The following is a 16,885-nucleotide window of genomic DNA, read 5'->3' on the forward strand; positions in this document are numbered from 1 at the left end:
CCGCTACATTCACTACTACAACCACGAACGCATCAAGCTGAAATTAAATGGGCTGAGTCCCGTGCAATACAGGACTCAGCCCTTGGCCGCTTAGATTTTAACCGTCCAACTTCGTGGGGTCAGTTCACACGCAGGCCCTTTTTTCATTGGCGCGGCACGCGCGCCTATGCCTACATCTCCCCGCGCCGCGAGCAGATCGACATGATCTGCTGGATCGCGTAGTTGTCGCGCACGCCGGGTAGCGACTGCACGACGCACTCGTGAAAGCGCCGTTCGCGCGGCAGCAGCATCGCGTTGTTGCGGTACAGCGCGTCGCACGAGCGCTGGATCAACTGGGCCGCCGCGCCGTTGCGGCTTTCGCGCAGCGCGTTGAGCATGCAGTCGTCGTATTGCGCGTTGCCGTCGGTCAGCGCGAACGCCGCGCCCGGGAGTGTCAGCGCGACGGCGGTGAATGCTGCGAATGCGGCGGCTCGGATACCCCGTTTCATCTGCCCTCCGGTGGAGTGGATTGGGTCGGCCGACAGCATAGCGTAAAGCCGCATGCGCGGCCGACGCATTGGCCGACGCGGATCGGCGCCGCCACCGGCAAGGCTTGGCGCGCTTTCTCGGGGCCTCGGCGAGGTTGTGTCCGGCGCGCCGCGCGAAAGCACGGAGTCAGGCGGTGGTCTGCGGAAATGGTATCCTCGTGCGTTCGCCGCTGCACGCTTTCCCGGAGCGTGCGCGGGCCGATCGCCCGCGTCTCGTACGCACGGGCGGCGCCCGCCCGACGGCGGCGGGAATCCATCATCCAGAACCGACACAATACGGGGGAGACTCACCCATGAAGCGATTCAAGACTTTCGCGATCCGTTCGATCACGGCCGGCGTCGCCGCACTCGCGCTGGCAGGCGCCGCGCATGCACAGACCGTCAAGGTGCTGTCGATCGTCGACCATCCGGCGCTCGATGCGATCCGCGACGGCGTGCGCGCCGAACTGAAGGCGGAAGGTTACGGCGACGACAAGCTCAAGTGGGAATACCAGAGCGCGCAGGGCAACACCGGCACGGCCGCGCAGATCGCGCGCAAGTTCGTCGGCGACAAGCCCGACGTGATCGTCGCGATCGCAACGCCGGCCGCGCAGTCGGTCGTCGCCGCGACGAAGAGCGTGCCGGTCGTCTACTCGGGCGTCACCGACCCGGTCGCCGCGCAGCTCGTGAAGGGCTGGGGCCCGTCGGGCACCAACGTGACGGGCGTGTCCGACAAGCTGCCGCTCGATCGCCAGGTCGCGCTGATCAAGCGCGTCGTGCCGAATGCGAAGACGGTCGGCATGGTCTACAACCCGGGCGAGGCGAATTCGGTCGTCGTCGTGAAGGAGCTCAAGGAGATCCTCGCGAAGCAGGGGATGACGCTGAAGGAAGCGGCCGCGCCGCGCACCGTCGACATCGGCCCGGCCGCGAAGAGCCTGATCGGCAAGGTCGACGTGATCTACACGAATACCGACAACAACGTCGTGTCCGCGTACGAAGCGCTGGTGAAGGTCGCGAACGAAGCGAAGATTCCGCTCGTCGCGGGCGACACCGACAGCGTGAAGCGCGGCGGCATCGCGGCGCTCGGCATCAACTACGGCGACCTCGGCCGCCAGACGGGCAGGGTCGTCGCGCGCATCCTGAAGGGCGAGAAGCCGGGCGCGATCGCGTCGGAGACGAGCAGCAACCTCGAACTGTTCGTGAATACGGGCGCGGCCGCGAAGCAGGGCGTCACGCTGTCGCCGGATCTCGTGAAGGAAGCGAAGACGGTCATCAAGTAAGCCGCGGCCCGACCGCCGCGCTTGCAGGCCCGATCCGGGCCTCGACGACATCGCCGGACGGGCGGCTCCCACCCGGGGCCGCCCGTTCGCTTCGCCCGGCCGTACACGTCCGGCCGGGAAGCAACAGGATTTCCCCATCATGTCTCTGTTCTCGTTTCTGGGCGCACTGGAGATCGGCCTGATCTTCAGCCTCGTCGCCCTCGGGGTGCTGATCTCGTTTCGCATCCTCAACTTCCCCGACCTCACCGTCGACGGCAGCTTTCCGCTCGGCGGCGCCGTCGCCGCGACGCTGATCTCGGCCGGCCATGACCCGTTTTCCGCGACGCTGCTCGCGATCGTCGCGGGCGCGCTGGCCGGCTTCGTCACCGGCTGGCTGAACGTGCGCCTGAAGATCATGGATCTGCTCGCCAGTATCCTGATGATGATCGCGCTCTACTCGGTGAACCTGCGGATCATGGGCCGGCCGAACGTGCCGCTGATCACCGAGCCGACGCTCTTCACCGTGCTGCAGCCCGACTGGATGCCCGATTACGTGCTGCGCCCGGCGCTGCTCGCGATCGTCGTCGTGATCGCGAAGCTCGGCCTCGACTGGTTCTTCTCGTCGCAGCTCGGCCTCGCGATGCGCGCGACCGGCGCGAACCCGCGGATGGCGCGCGCGCAGGGCATCGCGACCGGCCGGGCGACGCTTGCCGGGATGGCGCTGTCGAACGCGCTCGTCGCGCTCGCGGGCGCCCTGTTCGCGCAGACGCAGGGCGGCTCGGACATCTCGATGGGGATCGGCACGATCGTGATCGGGCTGGCCGCCGTGATCATCGGCGAGACGCTGCTGCCGGCGCGCCGGCTGGTGCTGACGACGCTTGCCGTCGTGCTCGGCGCGATCGTCTACCGCTTCTTCATCGCGCTCGCGCTGAACAGCGAATTCATCGGCCTGAAGGCGCAGGACCTGAACCTCGTGACGGCCGCGCTCGTCACGATCGCGCTGGTGCTGCCGGCGACGCGCAAGAAGCTGTTCGCGCGCAAGAACGGAGGGGCATGACATGCTGTCCGCACACGATCTCAAACTCACGTTCAATCCCGGCACGCCGATCGAGACGCGCGCGCTGCGCGGGCTGTCGCTCGAGATTCCCGACGGCCAGTTCGTCGCGGTGATCGGCTCGAACGGCGCCGGCAAGTCGACCTTCCTCAATGCGGTCAGCGGCGACCAGCGCGTCGATGCGGGACGCATCGCGATCGACGGCACGGATGTGACGCGCAAGGCCGCGTGGGACCGCGCGCACCTCGTCGCGCGCGTGTTCCAGGACCCGATGGCCGGCACCTGCGAGGCGCTGACGATCGAGGAGAACATGGCGCTCGCGATGGCGCGCGGCGCGCGGCGCGGCTTCCGGGCGGCGCTCGACCGGCCGTCGCGCGAGCTGTTCCGCGACAAGCTGCGGCTGCTGAACCTCGGGCTGGAAAACCGGCTGACCGACCGGATCGGGCTGCTGTCGGGCGGCCAGCGGCAGGCCGTGAGCCTGCTGATGGCGTCGCTGCGGCCGTCGCGGATCCTGCTGCTCGACGAGCACACGGCCGCGCTCGATCCGAAGACGGCCGCGTTCGTGCTGGAGCTGACCGCGCGCATCGTCGCCGAGAGCAAGCTGACGACGATGATGGTCACGCACAGCATGCGGCAGGCGCTCGACTACGGCGACCGCACGGTGATGCTGCACCAGGGGCAGGTCGTGCTCGACGTGTCGGGCGACGCGCGCAAGGGGCTGGACGTGCCGGATCTGCTGCAGATGTTCGAGAAGGTGCGGCACGAGCAGCTCGACGACGACGCGTTGCTGCTCGGCTGACGGGCTGCTGACCGACGGCTGACGGGCCGGCGCACCGTGACATGACGGGCGCGCCGGCTTCTCCCCGGTTTCTTCCGACGAAAACCGGTTTTGCACCGGTGCTGTGCGACGCGCGCGCATTGCCATATACTGTATATCCATACAGTTGTGGGTGGCGTCATGCTCGCATCCTCCATTACTCCCGAATCCCTTCATCCGTCCCTTTGGCGCGGCTCGCAGCTCGCGCGCGGCGGCCCGCGCACGATCGACACGGGCTTCGCGCCGCTGTCGGCCGAGCTGCCGGGCGGCGGCTGGCCGGTCGGCGGCCTCGTCGAACTGCTGGCCGCGCAGCCGGGCTGCGGCGAGATGCGGCTGCTTGCGCCGGCGCTTGCCCGCACCGTCAGCGTGCGGCGGCCGCTCGCGCTCGTCGCGCCGCCGCAGTCGCCGCATGCCACCGCGCTCGCCAGTCTCGGCGTGCCGGCCGACACGCTGCTGTGGCTGCGCGCCGGTAGCCGTACCGATGCGTTGTGGGCCGCCGAGCAGGCGCTCAAGACCGGCTGTTGCGGCGCGCTGCTGCTCTGGCAGGACGCGCGGCCCGATGCGCTGCGGCGCCTGCATCTCGCGGCCGCGCGCACGGGCGACACGCTGTTCGTGATGCTGCGTCCGCTGTCGGCCGCGCGACAGCCGTCGCCGGCCGTGCTGCGCGTCGCGCTGTATCCGGTGCCGGGCGGCGTGTCGCTCGACATCGTCAAGCGTCGCGGGCCCGCGCGCAGCGAGCCGCTCGTGCTCGATTTGCCGTCGCCCATCGTGGAGAGCCGCTATGCGCGTCTTGCTCGGCATCCATCTGCCGCGCCTGCCGCTCGACGTGTGCGCCCCGCCGCCGTCTGACGCGGCGGCCGGCGAGGCCGGCTGCGCGGTGCTCGAGCAGGGCGTCGTGCTGATCGCCGACGCGGCCGCGCGCCGGCAGGGCGTGCGCGCGGGCATGAAGCGCGGCGGCGTGCTCACGCTCGCGCCCGATACGCAACTCGTCGAACGCGATCCCGCGCGCGAAGCCGATGCGCTGCGCGCGGTCGCGCTCGCGCTGCTGCGTTTCTCGCCGTGCGTCGCGCTCGACGACGAAGCCACGCTGATCGTCGACGTCGGCCCGAGCCTGCGGCTGTTCGGCGGGCTGCCGTCGCTGTGCCGCCAGGTGCGTGCGACGCTCGCGGCGCTCGGCTACGCGGCGCGCCTGTCCGCCGCGCCGACCGGGCGCGGCGCATGGCTGCTCGCGCGCACGTCGGCCCGCGCACGTAGCCTGCGCCGCGTCGCACGCCAGGCCTCGCTCGTCCGCACGCTCGACCGGCTGCCGTGTGTGCTGCTGCCCGATGCGCGTCCGTATGCGGGCTGGTTCGACGGTCTCGGCTGCCGCACGCTCGCCGATCTGCGCCGTCTGCCGCGCGCAGGGCTGCAGCGACGCTGCGGTCCCGCGTTGCTGGCCGCGCTCGATCGTGCGTACGGCGAAGCGGTCGAGCCGCTGGCGTGGATGGCGGTGCCGCCCGTGTTCGACGTGCGGCTCGAGTTGCCGGAGCGCGTCGAATACGCGGAAGCCGTGCTGTTCGCCGCGCGGCGGCTCGTCGTGCAGCTGTGCGGCTGGCTGGCCGCGCGGCACCTGTCGCTCGCCGCGATGACGTTCGATCTCGAGCACGAACGCGGCCGCCAGGCCGTGCCGCCGACCCCGCTCGCGCTCGCGTTCGCCGCCCCCGTGCGCGACGAGGGGCATTTCATGCGGCTGCTCGGCGAGCGGCTCGCGCGCGTCGAGCTGCCGGCCGCGGTGATCGCGGTGCGTCTGAAGGCCACGCGCGTCGAATCGGTCGCGCCGCCGGCCGACGATCTTTTTCCCGAGCCGGGCGGTACGCGGGAAACCCGCGAGCGGTTGCTCGAGTTGCTGGTCGCGCGGCTCGGCGCGGAGAACGTGCTGCGCGCGGCGCCCGTCGCCGATCATCGGCCCGAAGCCGCGAACCGCTGGTTGCCGCTCGATGCGCAGGCGGGCAAGCCGGCCGGCGGGCCGCCGGCCGTGCCGCCGCGCCCCGCGTGGTTGCTGGCCGAACCGCTGCCGTTGCTGATGCGTGGCGAGCGGCCGGTATTCCATACGCCGCTGAGGATGATGTCGTCGGCGGAGCGGATCGAGGCCGGGTGGTTCGATGGTCAGCTCGCGGCACGCGATTACCACGTCGCGCAGGACGAAGCCGGTGCGTGCTATTGGGTGTTCAGGGAACGAGCGGGGAACGAGTCCGAACCGCACTGGTTCCTGCACGGCCTGTTCGGGTGAACGAAGATGATGGCGGATTTCAGCGGGCTGCCCGATTACGCGGAGTTGTTCTGCCGTTCGAACTTTTCGTTCCTGCATGGCGCGTCGCATGCGGACGAACTGGTTGAGCGTGCGGTGGAACTCGGCTATCGCGGGATCGCGATCACCGACGAATGCTCGCTCGCCGGCGCGCCGCGCATGCATGTCGCGGCGAAGGCGAACGGATTGCCGCTCGTCATCGGTTCGTATTTCGACGTCACGCCGGATGACGTCGCGCCCGGCCACGACCCGGGCCCCGGTGCGTTCGGGCTCGTGCTGCTCGCGCAGAACCGCGAAGGGTACGGCAATCTTTCCGAGTTGATTTCGTGGCGGCGGATGGCATCGCCGAAGGGCACTTACCAGCTGACGTCGCGGATGCTGTCGGCGCCGCCGGCGGAGTTTGCCCACTTGCGCGGCATGCCCGACTGCTTCGCGATTCTCGTGCCGACGTACCCGGTGCGGGCGGACGTGCTCGATGCGCAGGTCGCGTGGTTTCGCGCGATGTTCGGCGAGCGGGCGCGGCTCGGGCTCGTGCAGTTGCAGCGCGCGCTGGACGGCGCGCAGCGCGACGAGATTCGCGAGGCCGGCAAACGGCGCGGCGTGCGACTCGTCGCGCTGGGCGACGTGACGATGCACGTGCGCTCGTGCAAGCCGCTGCAGGACGTGATGACGGCGATTCGCGTCGGGATGCCGGTCTCCGAATGCGGGTACGCGCTCGCGCCGAATGCGGAGCAGCATCTGCGTTCGCGCGGGCGGATCGCGAAGTTGTTTTCGTCGGCCGAGATCGCGGAGACGTGCGCGATGTTCGATGCATGCGATTTCGAACTCGACTCGCTGCGTTACGAGTATCCCGACGAGATCGTGCCGGCGGGACTGACGCCGACGCGCTATCTGGAACAGGAAACCTTCGCCGGAGCGGCGGTGCGTTATCCGCAGGGCATCCCGGAGAAGGTCGACAAGCAGATCCGCCATGAACTCGACCTGATCGCCCGGCTGAGCTACGAGCCGTTCTTCCTGACCGTCTACGACATCGTCAAATACGCGCGCAGCCAGAACATCCTGTGCCAGGGCCGTGGCTCGGCCGCGAACTCGGTCGTCTGTTATTGCCTCGGCATCACCGAAGTGAATCCCGAGCAAAGCACGATGCTGTTCGAGCGTTTCATCAGCGAGGAACGCGGCGAGCCGCCGGATATCGACGTCGACTTCGAGCATCAGCGCCGCGAAGAAGTGATCCAGCACATCTACGCAAAATACGGCAAGGATCGCGCCGCGCTCGCGGCTGCCGTTTCGACGTATCGTCCGCGCGGCGTGCTGCGCGAAACCGGCAAGGCGCTCGGCGTCGATCCGATGCTGGTCGATCGCGTCGCGAAGGGGCATCGCTGGTTCGACGGCAGTCGCGATCTGCTGCGGCAATTCGCGTCGACCGGGCTCGATCCCGAAACGCCGCTGATTCGCACATGGGCCGAACTGGCCGGGCGCTTGCTCAACTTCCCGCGCCACCTGTCGCAGCATTCGGGCGGCTTCGTGATCAGCCGCGGCAAGCTCACGCGGCTCGTGCCGGTCGAGAACGCGGCGATGGACGGGCGGCGCGTGATCCAGTGGGACAAGGACGATCTCGAAGCGCTCGGGCTGATGAAGGTCGACGTGCTCGCGCTCGGCATGCTGTCGGCGCTGCATCGCGCGTTCGACCTGCGCACCGCATGGCGCGGGCCAGCGAAGGACGGCAAGCCATTCACGCTGAAACACATTCCGCAGGATGACAAGGCAACCTACGACATGATCTGCCGTGCCGATACCGTCGGCGTGTTCCAGATCGAATCGCGTGCGCAGATGTCGATGCTGCCGCGGCTGAAGCCGCGCAACTACTACGATCTCGTCGTTCAGGTATCGATCGTGCGGCCCGGTCCGATTCAAGGCGGCGCCGTGCATCCGTATTTGCAGCGGCGCAGGATCGTGGCCGGTGAAGAGGAGGGCGAGGTCACGTATCCGAGCGACGCGCTCAAGGAAGTGCTCGTTCGTACGCTGGGTGTGCCGATCTTCCAGGAACAGGTGATGCAGATTGCGATCGTCGCCGCGGGTTTTACACCTGGCGAAGCGGATGACTTGCGTCGTGCGATGGCCGCGTGGAAGCGCAAGGGCAATCTCGAGAAATATCAGGACAAGATCATCAGCGGCATGCTCGAACGCAACTACACACGCGAATTCGCCGAACAGATCTTCGAGCAGATCAAAGGCTTCGGCGAATACGGGTTCCCCGAAAGCCACGCCGCGAGCTTCGCGAAACTCGCGTACGCGAGCAGCTGGCTCAAATGCCACGAACCCGCGATCTTTCTCGCCGCGCTGCTGAACAGCCAGCCGATGGGGTTCTACCCGCCGTCGCAACTCGTGCAGGACGCGAAGCGTCACCGCGTGAAGGTGCTGCCGATCGACGTGACGCAAAGCACCTGGGAAGCCGCGCTCGAAGCGTTGCCCGACCAGCCGCCGCCGCACGGTCAGCCGGCCGTGCGGCTCGGCCTGTCGCTCGTGCGCGGCCTGAGCGAAGCCGCCGCGCGGCGCATCGAAGCCGCACGCGCCGCCGGCCCGTTCGACAACGTCGACACCCTCGCGCGCCGCGCGCAACTCGAACGTCGCGATCTCGAAGCGCTCGCCGCCGCGAATGCGCTCGCGACGCTCGCCGGCCATCGTCGCGATGCGTTGTGGCAGGCCGTCGCCGCGGCGCCGGAGCGCGACCTGCTCGCCGCCGCGCCGATCGACGAGGTGGAGCAGCCCGCGCTCGGCGCGCCGTCGGAAGCCGACGACATCCTCGCCGACTATCACACCACCGGCCTCACGCTGAACCGCCATCCGGTCGCGTTGCTGCGGCCGGCCTTGCGCGCGCAGCGGCTGTCGTCGGCGGCCGAGTTGCGCGACCGTCCCGACGGCCGGCTCGCACGCGCATGCGGGCTCGTGATCGCCCGGCAGATGCCGGGCACCGCGAAGGGCGTGATGTTCATGACGCTCGAGGACGAAACGGGCTGCGTGAACGTGATCGTCCGGCCCGAGCTGCTCGCGCGGCAGCGCCGCGAAACACTCGATTCGCGGCTGCTCGCGGCGTCCGGCGTGTGGCAGGTCGTGAGCGACGTGCGGCACCTCGTCGCGCAGCATTTCGAGGATCTGACGCCGCTGCTCGGCGGCCTGCGCACGTCGAGCCGGGAATTCCACTGATCCGCGCGTCGCACCAGCGCGCTGTCGTCGATGCATACCAGTCAGCCAAACTGGTTCTATTCTGGTCTCATATTCGTGCCGGAAACCCGGCCGGCCCACGCACTGGAACTGTCCCCTTGCATACCACTTCGGGTAAATCCCTATCCCGCACTGCGTTGTAAACAAAGGCTTTGCCGGTACTAAAACGCTTGCCGCGCAAGGCTTTCGGCGATTTCCGCAGCGCTAATACCAGTTCGTTGACTGGTATTATGGTGGTTATATAATGCGTTCACTTTCGACGGTCGGAGATCGTCGTCCGACACGCGGAGGCACATGGAAACCGGCTGGGCCGAACTGGCGCCCGATCCCCTCGACGATACGCCGCTCTATCTGCAGCTCGCCCGCAATCTGGCGAGCGCGATCCACGCGGGCGCGTGGCAGGCCGGCGAGGCGCTGCCGTCGGAGCGGCTGCTGTCGGTGTCGGTCGGCGTGTCGCGGATCACCGCGCGTCGCGCCCTCGCGCTGCTGGTCGAGCAGGGCCTGATCAAGCGGGCGCGCGGCGCGGGCAGCTTCATCACGCCGCGCGTTGCCGATCCGCTGTCGCGCCTCGTCGGCTTCACCGCGAAGATGCGCCAGCGCGGCTTCGTGCCCGATTCGGTGTGGCTGTCGCGCACGCTGCGCACCGCGAGCCGCGACGAGCTCACGCATCTCGGCCTCGCGCCCGGCGCGACGGTGGCGCGGCTCGAACGGCTGCGCCGCGCGGACGGCATCGTGATGGCGGTCGAGCATTCGACGCTGCCCGCGGCGGTGGTGCCCGATCCGCAGGTGCTCGGTGCATCGCTGTACGAATACCTGGAGGCGCGCGGCATGACCGTCGTGCGCGCGCTGCAGCACTTTCGCGCGGCGAACGCGACGCACGCGATCGCGAAATGGATGGCGGTGAAGCCGGGCTCGGCGCTGCTGGTGATCACGCGGATCGGCTACGGCGTCGACCAGCGCGCGATCGAAATGAGCGAAACGTATTGCCGCGACGACTATTACGACTTCGTCGCCGAACTGAAACGCTGACGCGCGAGACTGCCCGCGCAGCACATGCAACGGATTTGCAAATCACGACGCGGATGCCCGCGTCACCAGATCATCAAGAGAACGTCATGCTGACTGGAAACATCCTCACCCCCGACGGCTGGATTCACGGTTCGCTCGATAGCGAGAACGGCCGCATCACCACGCTCGACGGCGCGCCCGTCGATCCCGCGAAGAACGACGCGCCGTACATCCTGCCCGGCTTCATCGACCTGCACGTGCATGGCGGCGGCGGCGCCGACGTGATGGAAGGCGGCGACGCGATCGAAACGATCGTCCGCACGCATGCGCAATTCGGCACGACGAGCCTGCTCGCGACGACGATGACCGCGCCGCGCGACGAACTGATGGAAGTCGTCGCGAATCTCGGCACCGCCGCGCGGGCCCGCACGCCGGGCGGCGCCCGCGTGCTCGGCGTGCATCTCGAAGGGCCGTACATCAACCCCGGCAAGCTCGGCGCGCAGCCCGACGCGGCCGTGTCGGCCGTGCTCGACGAGGTGCTCAAGTACCTGTCGATCGCGCCGATCCGCGTCGTCACGCTCGCGCCGGAAATCGCGGGCCACATCGAGATCATCGGCGAGATGGCCGCGCGCGGCGTGCGCGTGCAGCTCGGCCACTCGCTCGCGACCTACGACGACGCGGTCGCCGCGCTCAAGCACGGCGCATGCGGTTTCACGCACCTGTTCAACGCGATGTCGCCGCTGCATCACCGCAACCCGGGCCTCGTCGGCGCGGCGCTCGCGCATGCCGAATACGCGGAAATCATCCCCGATCTGCTGCACGTCCACCCGGGCGCGATTCGTGCTGCGCTGCGCGCGATTCCGCGCCTGTACGTCGTGACCGACAGCACGTCCGCCACCGGCATGCCCGACGGCGAATACCGGCTCGGCAGCCAGCACGTGACGAAGTGCCTCGGCGGCGTGCGGCTCGCCGACGGCACGCTCGCCGGCAGCACGCTGACGATGGACCAGGCGCTGCGCAACCTCGTGTCGCTCGGCCTGCCGATCGCCGACGTGTCGAACCGGATGTCGCGCTACGCGGCCGACTACCTCGGCGTGACCGATCGCGGCCGCCTCGAGCGCGGCGCATGGGCCGACCTCGCGGTGTTCGATCGCGACCTGAACCTCACCGCGACCTACGTCGAAGGAGAATCGATTGTCGAATATGCTTAAGGAAGCGCGCGAGTCCGCCCAGGTCGTCGCCGCGCAGATCGCCGACACCGCGCGCGTCGAAGCGCTCGCCGGCCAATTGCTCGATCACCCGCCGGCCGTCGCGCTGACGGTCGCGCGCGGCAGCTCGGATCACGCCGCCAGCTATTTCGCGAGCCTGACGATGAGCCGCCTCGGCGTGCCGGTCGCGTCGCTGCCGATGTCGGTCGCGACGCTGCAGCAGGCGCCGCTGAAGGTGCAGGACCAGCTCGCGATCGCGTTCTCCCAGTCGGGCAAGAGCCCCGATCTCGTCAATACGATGGCCGCGCTGCGCGAAGCCGGCGCGCGCACCGTCGCCGCCGTGAACGTGCTGCCGTCGCCGCTCGCCGATGCGTGCGAGCACCAGTTGCCGCTGCTGGCCGGCCCCGAACTGTCGGTCGCCGCGACCAAGAGCTATATCGCGATGCTGTCGCTGTCCGCGCAGATCGTCGCGTACTGGCAGCGCGACGCCGCGCTGATGACCGCGCTGCGCGGGCTGCCCGACGTGCTCGCGCAGGCCGGCCGGCTCGACTGGTCGCAAGCCGTCGCGGCGCTCGCGGGCGTCGAGCGGATGATCGTCATCGGCCGTGGTCTGGGCCTCGCGATCGCGCAGGAAGCCGCGCTGAAGCTGAAGGAAACGTCCGGCATCCAGGCCGAGGCATTCTCGAGCGCCGAAGTCCGTCACGGCCCGATGGAGCTGATCGACCGCGACTATCCGCTGCTCGTGTTCGCGCCGCCGGGGCCCGAACAGGCCGGCCTGCTGCAGCTCGCCGCGGACATGCGCGCCCGCGGCGCCGCCGTGCTGCTCGCGGCGCCGGCCGGCACGCCCGGCGTATCGACGCCCGGCGTATCCGGCACCGTGCTGCCGCTCGCGCAGTCCGCCCATTCGGCGCTCGACCCGATCGCCGCCATTCTTTCGTTCTACGTGATGGCGGCGGATCTCGCCGTCGCGCGCGGGCGCAATCCCGACACGCCGCGCCACCTGAACAAAGTCACCGAAACGCACTGATAGCCGAGAAAGCCGATGAGACGCGCCGAGGAATCCCAGTTGAAGAGCCCCACCCACGATCAGATCGTTCTGCTCAGCCCATTGACGGGGCCGATCGTCGCGCTGGCCGACGTGCCCGATCCGGTGTTCTCCGGCGGGATGTTCGGCGACGGCATCGGCATCGACCCGCTCGCGGGCCGGCTCGTCGCGCCGTGCGCGGGCGTCGTGTCGCATCTCGCGCGCACGGGCCATGCGGTCACGATCACGACACCGCAAGGCGCGGAAGTGCTGCTGCACATCGGCATCGACACCGTCGAGCTGAACGGACAGGGCTTCATCGCGCACGTCGAAGCCGGCGCGCGTGTCGAGGCAGGCGCGCTGTTGATCGAGTTCGACCAGGACGCGGTGGCGCGCCACGCGCATTCGCTCGTGTCGGTGATCGCGATCGCGAATTCCGACGCGTTCGAGGTGGTCGAGCGCGCGAGCGGTTTCGCGACCGCCGGCGAGACGCCGTTGCTCGCGCTGCGCGGCAAGGGCGAAGCCGCCGCGCAGGCGGCGCAGGCCGGTGCTGCCGCGCAGAACGAAGTGCGCCGCGAGATCGTGCTCGCGCAGCCGGGCGGGCTGCATGCGCGGCCGGCCGCACGGGCGCGTGAAGCCGTGCGCGGGTTCGATGCGACCGTAGACGTGCTGTTCGACGGCCGCAAGGCGTCGATCGCGAGCGTTGTCGGCCTGCTCGGCCTCGGCGCCGGCGAAGGCGCGACGGTCGAACTGGTCGGGCGCGGCGCGCACGCGCAGCAGGCCGTCGATGCGGTCGAGCGCGAGCTGCTGCGCGAGGCGCACGGCGAAGTGGAAGAAAAGCCGGCGCGGCTGAAGTCGCCCGCGCCGCAAGCCATCGCGCACGCACCCGGCGCGACGCTCGACCCGAACACGCTCGCCGGCGTATGCGCGGCGCCCGGCATCGCGGTCGGCACGCTGGTGCGTCTCGACGATGCGGACATCGTGCCGACCGAGCAGGCGTCCGGCACGCCGGCCGCGGAAAGCCGCCGCCTCGACCAGGCGCTGAAGGCGGTCGACGCCGAACTCGGCGAAACGGTGCGCAACGCCTCGGCGCGCGGTGCGGTGGGCGAGGCGGGCATCTTCGCGGTGCATCGCGTGCTGCTGGAGGACCCGACGCTGGTCGACGCGGCGCGCGACCTGATCAGTCTCGGCAAGGGCGCGGGCTTCGCGTGGCGCGCGACGATCCGCACGCAGATCGACACGCTGTCGAAGCTCGACGACGCGCTGCTCGCCGAACGCGCGGCCGACCTGCGCGACATCGAGAAGCGCGTGCTGCGCGCGCTCGGCCATACGAACGGCGCCGCGCGCGCGCTGCCCGACGAGGCCGTGCTCGCGGCCGAGGAATTCACGCCGTCCGACCTGGCGTCGCTCGATCGCGAACGCGTGACCGCGCTCGTGATGGCGCGCGGCGGCGCGACGTCGCACGCGGCGATCATCGCGCGGCAGCTCGGCATCCCGGCGCTGGTGGCGGTCGGCGATGCGCTGTACGCGATTCCGGACGGCACGCAGGTCGTCGTCGATGCGAGCGCGGGCCGGCTCGAACATGCCCCGACCGCGCTCGACGTCGAGCGCGCGCGGCACGAGCGCCAGCGCCTGGACGGCGTGCGCGAGGCGAACCGGCAACAGGCCGGCGAGGCGGCCGCGACGGTCGACGGTCGCGCGATCGAGGTCGCCGCGAACATCGCGACGCTCGACGACGCGAATACCGCGGTCGACAACGGCGCGGACGCGGTCGGCCTGCTGCGCACCGAACTGATGTTCATCCATCGCCAGGCCGCGCCGACGGTGGTCGAGCATCAGCAGAGCTACCAGTCGATCGTCGACGCGCTGCAGGGCCGCACGGCGATCATCCGCACGCTCGACGTCGGTGCGGACAAGGAAGTCGACTACCTGACGCTGCCGCCCGAACCGAACCCGGCGCTCGGCCTGCGCGGTATCCGTCTCGCGCAGGTGCGCCCCGATCTGCTCGACGATCAGTTGCAGGGCCTGCTCGCGGTGAAGCCGTTCGGCGCGGTGCGCATCCTGCTGCCGATGGTGACCGACGCGGGCGAGCTCGTGCGGCTGCGCAAGCGCATCGACGAATTCGCGCGCGCGCAGGGCCGCACCGAGCCGATCGAGGTCGGCGTGATGATCGAGGTGCCGTCGGCCGCGCTGCTGGCCGACCAGCTCGCGCAGCACGCGGATTTCCTGTCGATCGGCACCAACGACCTGACCCAGTACACGCTCGCGATGGACCGCTGCCAGGCCGACCTGGCCGCGCTGTCCGACGGCCTGCATCCGGCCGTGCTGCGCCTGATCGACATCGCGGTGCGCGGCGCCGCGAAGCACGGCAAGTGGGTCGGCGTATGCGGCGCGCTCGGCGGCGATCCGCTCGCGGTGCCGGTCCTGGTGGGCCTCGGCGTGACCGAACTGTCGGTCGATCCGGTGTCGGTGCCGGGCATCAAGGCGCGTGTGCGCCGTCTCGATTACCAGTTGTGCCGTCAGCGCGCGCAGGATCTGCTCGCGCTCGACTCGGCACAGGCGGTAAGGGCAGCAAGCCGCGAGGTCTGGCCGCTCGACTGAGCGTCGACGGCAGGTTCGCGACCGGTTTCACGACGAAGGCATTCGCTCAACGACGATTAATGACGAGACAAGGATTGGAGGACTGAATGAACGGGAATCCGTTTCTGAAAATACAGGGCCTGGGCCGGGCACTGATGCTGCCGATCGCGGTATTGCCGGTCGCCGGCATCCTGCTGCGACTCGGCCAGCCGGACGTGTTCAACATCAAGATGATCGCCGACGCCGGTGGCGCGATCTTCGACAACCTGCCGCTCTTGTTCGCGATCGGCGTGGCGGTCGGCTTCGCGAAGGACAACAACGGCGTGGCGGCGCTCGCGGGCGCGATCGGTTACCTGATCGAAACCGCGATCATGAAGGACATCGATCCCAAGCTGAACATGGGCGTGCTGTCCGGGATCATCGCGGGGGTCGTCGCGGGCCTGCTGTACAACCGCTACAAGGACATCAAGCTGCCGGACTACCTCGCGTTCTTCGGCGGCAAGCGGTTCGTGCCGATCATCACCGGGCTGGTCTGCGTGATACTGGGCATCGCGTTCGGGTACGTGTGGCAGCCGATCCAGCATGCGATCGACGCGGCCGGCCAGTGGCTGACGACGGCGGGCGCGATCGGTGCGTTCGTGTTCGGCTTCCTGAACCGTCTGCTGCTCGTCACCGGCCTGCACCACATCATCAACTCGCTCGCGTGGTTCGTGTTCGGCAACTTCACGCCGCCCGCCGGCGGCGAGATCGTGCACGGCGACCTGCACCGCTTCTTCGCGGGCGACCCGACCGCGGGCACCTTCATGGCCGGCTTCTTCCCGATCATGATGTTCGGCCTGCCGGCGGCGTGTCTCGCGATGCTGCACGAGGCGCCGAAGGAGCGCCGCGCGATGGTCGGCGGCCTGCTGTTCTCGATGGCGCTGACGTCGTTCCTGACCGGCGTGACCGAGCCGATCGAGTTCAGCTTCATGTTCCTCGCGCCGGTGCTGTACGTGATCCACGCGGTGCTGACGGGCTTGTCGCTCGCGATCTGCCAGATTCTCGGCGTGAAGCTCGGCTTCACGTTCTCCGCCGGCGCGATCGACTACGTGCTGAACTACGGGCTGTCGACGAAGGGCTGGATCGCGATTCCGCTCGGCATCGCGTACGGCGCCGCGTACTACGGGCTGTTCCGCTTCTTCATCCGCAAGTTCAACATGGCCACGCCGGGCCGCGAGCCGGCAGCGACCGATGCGGCCACGGAATCGTACGCATCGGGCGGGTTCGTCGCACCGGCCGCGGGCGCGGCTGCAACGGCTGCCGCACCGCGCGCGCAACGCTACATCGCCGCGCTCGGCGGCGCGGCCAACCTGTCGGTCGTCGACGCGTGCACGACGCGCCTGCGCCTGACCGTCGTCGATCCGGAGCAGGTGTCGGAGCCGGAACTGAAGTCGATCGGCGCGCGCGGCGTGCTCAAGCGCGGCGGCAACAGCGTGCAGGTGATCATCGGGCCCGAGGCCGACATCATTGCCGACGAGATGCGCGCCGCGATCGGCGGCGGCGCGACCGGTGCGGCCGCGCCGGCGGCGGCCGCCGCGCAGCCGGTCACGGGCGCGGCCGCCGGCCCGCTCGATCCGGAACCGACCCGCTGGCTCGCGGTGTTCGGCGGCGCGACCAACGTCGCGTCGCTCGATGCGGTGGCCACCACGCGCCTGCGCGTGGTCGTGCGCGATCCGTCGGCGGTCGATCGCGAGCGTCTCGGCACGCTCGACGTCGCGTGGGTGTCGCTCGACACGTTCCACATCGTCTGCGGCAACGCGGCCGCACGCTATGCCGAACAACTCGGCGCGCGCCTGCCGCCGTCGGGCGGCGGGGCGGCAGCCCAACCGGCGTGATGCGGTGAAGCCGGCCTGACATCCGCGCGGCGGATGCGGGTCGGCG

At 69.5% G+C, this 16,885-nt stretch carries 13 protein-coding genes; 12 read left to right on the plus strand and 1 reads right to left on the minus strand.

The features are described from left to right. The coding region (locus H0X95_RS30200; protein ID WP_146211670.1) for an IS3 family transposase at nucleotides 1–94 on the plus strand (94 nt) is incomplete at its 5' end. Nucleotides 95–170: 76 nt separating this feature from the next. On the opposite strand, the gene H0X95_RS30205 is transcribed toward H0X95_RS30200, so the two are convergent. Next, on the minus strand, nucleotides 171–488 hold the full coding sequence (locus H0X95_RS30205; RefSeq protein WP_006499038.1) for a VF_A0006 family four-cysteine protein: 318 nt from the start codon (nucleotides 486–488) through the stop codon (nucleotides 171–173). A gap of 332 nt (nucleotides 489–820) precedes the next feature. Between H0X95_RS30205 and H0X95_RS30210 the strand changes: the two genes are divergently transcribed. From H0X95_RS30210 to nagE, 11 genes are all read left to right on the plus strand, one after another. After that, the gene (locus H0X95_RS30210; protein WP_059721064.1) at nucleotides 821–1,786 is read left to right on the plus strand and encodes an ABC transporter substrate-binding protein; all 966 of its coding nucleotides are present in this window, start codon (nucleotides 821–823) and stop codon (nucleotides 1,784–1,786) included. A 139-nt stretch (nucleotides 1,787–1,925) separates the two neighbouring features. Continuing rightward, nucleotides 1,926–2,822, plus strand: a complete 897-nt coding sequence (locus tag H0X95_RS30215) for an ABC transporter permease (RefSeq protein WP_006486373.1) — start codon at nucleotides 1,926–1,928, stop codon at nucleotides 2,820–2,822. Nucleotide 2,823: 1 nt separating this feature from the next. Beyond that, on the plus strand, nucleotides 2,824–3,618 hold the full coding sequence (locus H0X95_RS30220; protein ID WP_006486391.1) for an ABC transporter ATP-binding protein: 795 nt from the start codon (nucleotides 2,824–2,826) through the stop codon (nucleotides 3,616–3,618). A gap of 159 nt (nucleotides 3,619–3,777) precedes the next feature. Continuing rightward, nucleotides 3,778–4,485 carry a translesion DNA synthesis-associated protein ImuA gene (imuA, locus tag H0X95_RS30225; protein WP_048986787.1) on the plus strand — a complete coding sequence of 236 codons (708 nt, stop codon included), beginning with the start codon at nucleotides 3,778–3,780 and terminating at the stop codon, nucleotides 4,483–4,485. Beyond that, the gene (locus H0X95_RS30230) at nucleotides 4,418–5,905 is read left to right on the plus strand and encodes a Y-family DNA polymerase (RefSeq protein ID WP_059721063.1); all 1,488 of its coding nucleotides are present in this window, start codon (nucleotides 4,418–4,420) and stop codon (nucleotides 5,903–5,905) included. The genes imuA and H0X95_RS30230 overlap by 68 nt, the downstream gene beginning before the upstream one ends. A 6-nt stretch (nucleotides 5,906–5,911) precedes the next feature. Beyond that, nucleotides 5,912–9,127, plus strand: a complete 3,216-nt coding sequence (locus tag H0X95_RS30235; protein ID WP_059721062.1) for an error-prone DNA polymerase — start codon at nucleotides 5,912–5,914, stop codon at nucleotides 9,125–9,127. Nucleotides 9,128–9,439: 312 nt separating this feature from the next. Beyond that, nucleotides 9,440–10,174: a GntR family transcriptional regulator gene (locus tag H0X95_RS30240; protein ID WP_006487014.1), complete on the plus strand. Its 735-nt coding sequence runs from the start codon at nucleotides 9,440–9,442 to the stop codon at nucleotides 10,172–10,174. A gap of 86 nt (nucleotides 10,175–10,260) precedes the next feature. After that, nucleotides 10,261–11,364 carry an N-acetylglucosamine-6-phosphate deacetylase gene (nagA, locus tag H0X95_RS30245; RefSeq protein WP_012492393.1) on the plus strand — a complete coding sequence of 368 codons (1,104 nt, stop codon included), beginning with the start codon at nucleotides 10,261–10,263 and terminating at the stop codon, nucleotides 11,362–11,364. Beyond that, the gene (locus H0X95_RS30250) at nucleotides 11,357–12,388 is read left to right on the plus strand and encodes an SIS domain-containing protein (protein ID WP_006499033.1); all 1,032 of its coding nucleotides are present in this window, start codon (nucleotides 11,357–11,359) and stop codon (nucleotides 12,386–12,388) included. The genes nagA and H0X95_RS30250 overlap by 8 nt, the downstream gene beginning before the upstream one ends. A gap of 15 nt (nucleotides 12,389–12,403) precedes the next feature. Next, nucleotides 12,404–14,986: a phosphoenolpyruvate--protein phosphotransferase gene (gene ptsP / locus H0X95_RS30255; RefSeq protein WP_196446323.1), complete on the plus strand. Its 2,583-nt coding sequence runs from the start codon at nucleotides 12,404–12,406 to the stop codon at nucleotides 14,984–14,986. An 86-nt stretch (nucleotides 14,987–15,072) separates the two neighbouring features. After that, a complete protein-coding gene (gene nagE / locus H0X95_RS30260; RefSeq protein ID WP_059721060.1) occupies nucleotides 15,073–16,839 on the plus strand; it encodes an N-acetylglucosamine-specific PTS transporter subunit IIBC in 1,767 nt (588 codons plus the stop codon). Nucleotides 16,840–16,885 lie beyond the last annotated feature (46 nt).

This window comes from Burkholderia sp. 9779_493 (assembly GCF_015712215.1).
GTDB lineage: Bacteria > Pseudomonadota > Gammaproteobacteria > Burkholderiales > Burkholderiaceae > Burkholderia > Burkholderia cenocepacia.

Coding starts and splice junctions, on each gene's coding strand:
- H0X95_RS30205 (WP_006499038.1), bottom strand. CDS start 488: ATGAAACGGGGTATCCGAGCCGCCGCATTCGCAGCATTCACCGCCGTC.
- H0X95_RS30215 (WP_006486373.1), top strand. CDS start 1,926: ATGTCTCTGTTCTCGTTTCTGGGCGCACTGGAGATCGGCCTGATCTTC.
- nagE (WP_059721060.1), top strand. CDS start 15,073: ATGAACGGGAATCCGTTTCTGAAAATACAGGGCCTGGGCCGGGCACTG.
- H0X95_RS30240 (WP_006487014.1), top strand. CDS start 9,440: ATGGAAACCGGCTGGGCCGAACTGGCGCCCGATCCCCTCGACGATACG.
- H0X95_RS30210 (WP_059721064.1), top strand. CDS start 821: ATGAAGCGATTCAAGACTTTCGCGATCCGTTCGATCACGGCCGGCGTC.
- imuA (WP_048986787.1), top strand. CDS start 3,778: ATGCTCGCATCCTCCATTACTCCCGAATCCCTTCATCCGTCCCTTTGG.
- ptsP (WP_196446323.1), top strand. CDS start 12,404: ATGAGACGCGCCGAGGAATCCCAGTTGAAGAGCCCCACCCACGATCAG.
- nagA (WP_012492393.1), top strand. CDS start 10,261: ATGCTGACTGGAAACATCCTCACCCCCGACGGCTGGATTCACGGTTCG.
- H0X95_RS30235 (WP_059721062.1), top strand. CDS start 5,912: ATGATGGCGGATTTCAGCGGGCTGCCCGATTACGCGGAGTTGTTCTGC.
- H0X95_RS30230 (WP_059721063.1), top strand. CDS start 4,418: ATGCGCGTCTTGCTCGGCATCCATCTGCCGCGCCTGCCGCTCGACGTG.
- H0X95_RS30250 (WP_006499033.1), top strand. CDS start 11,357: ATGCTTAAGGAAGCGCGCGAGTCCGCCCAGGTCGTCGCCGCGCAGATC.
- H0X95_RS30220 (WP_006486391.1), top strand. CDS start 2,824: ATGCTGTCCGCACACGATCTCAAACTCACGTTCAATCCCGGCACGCCG.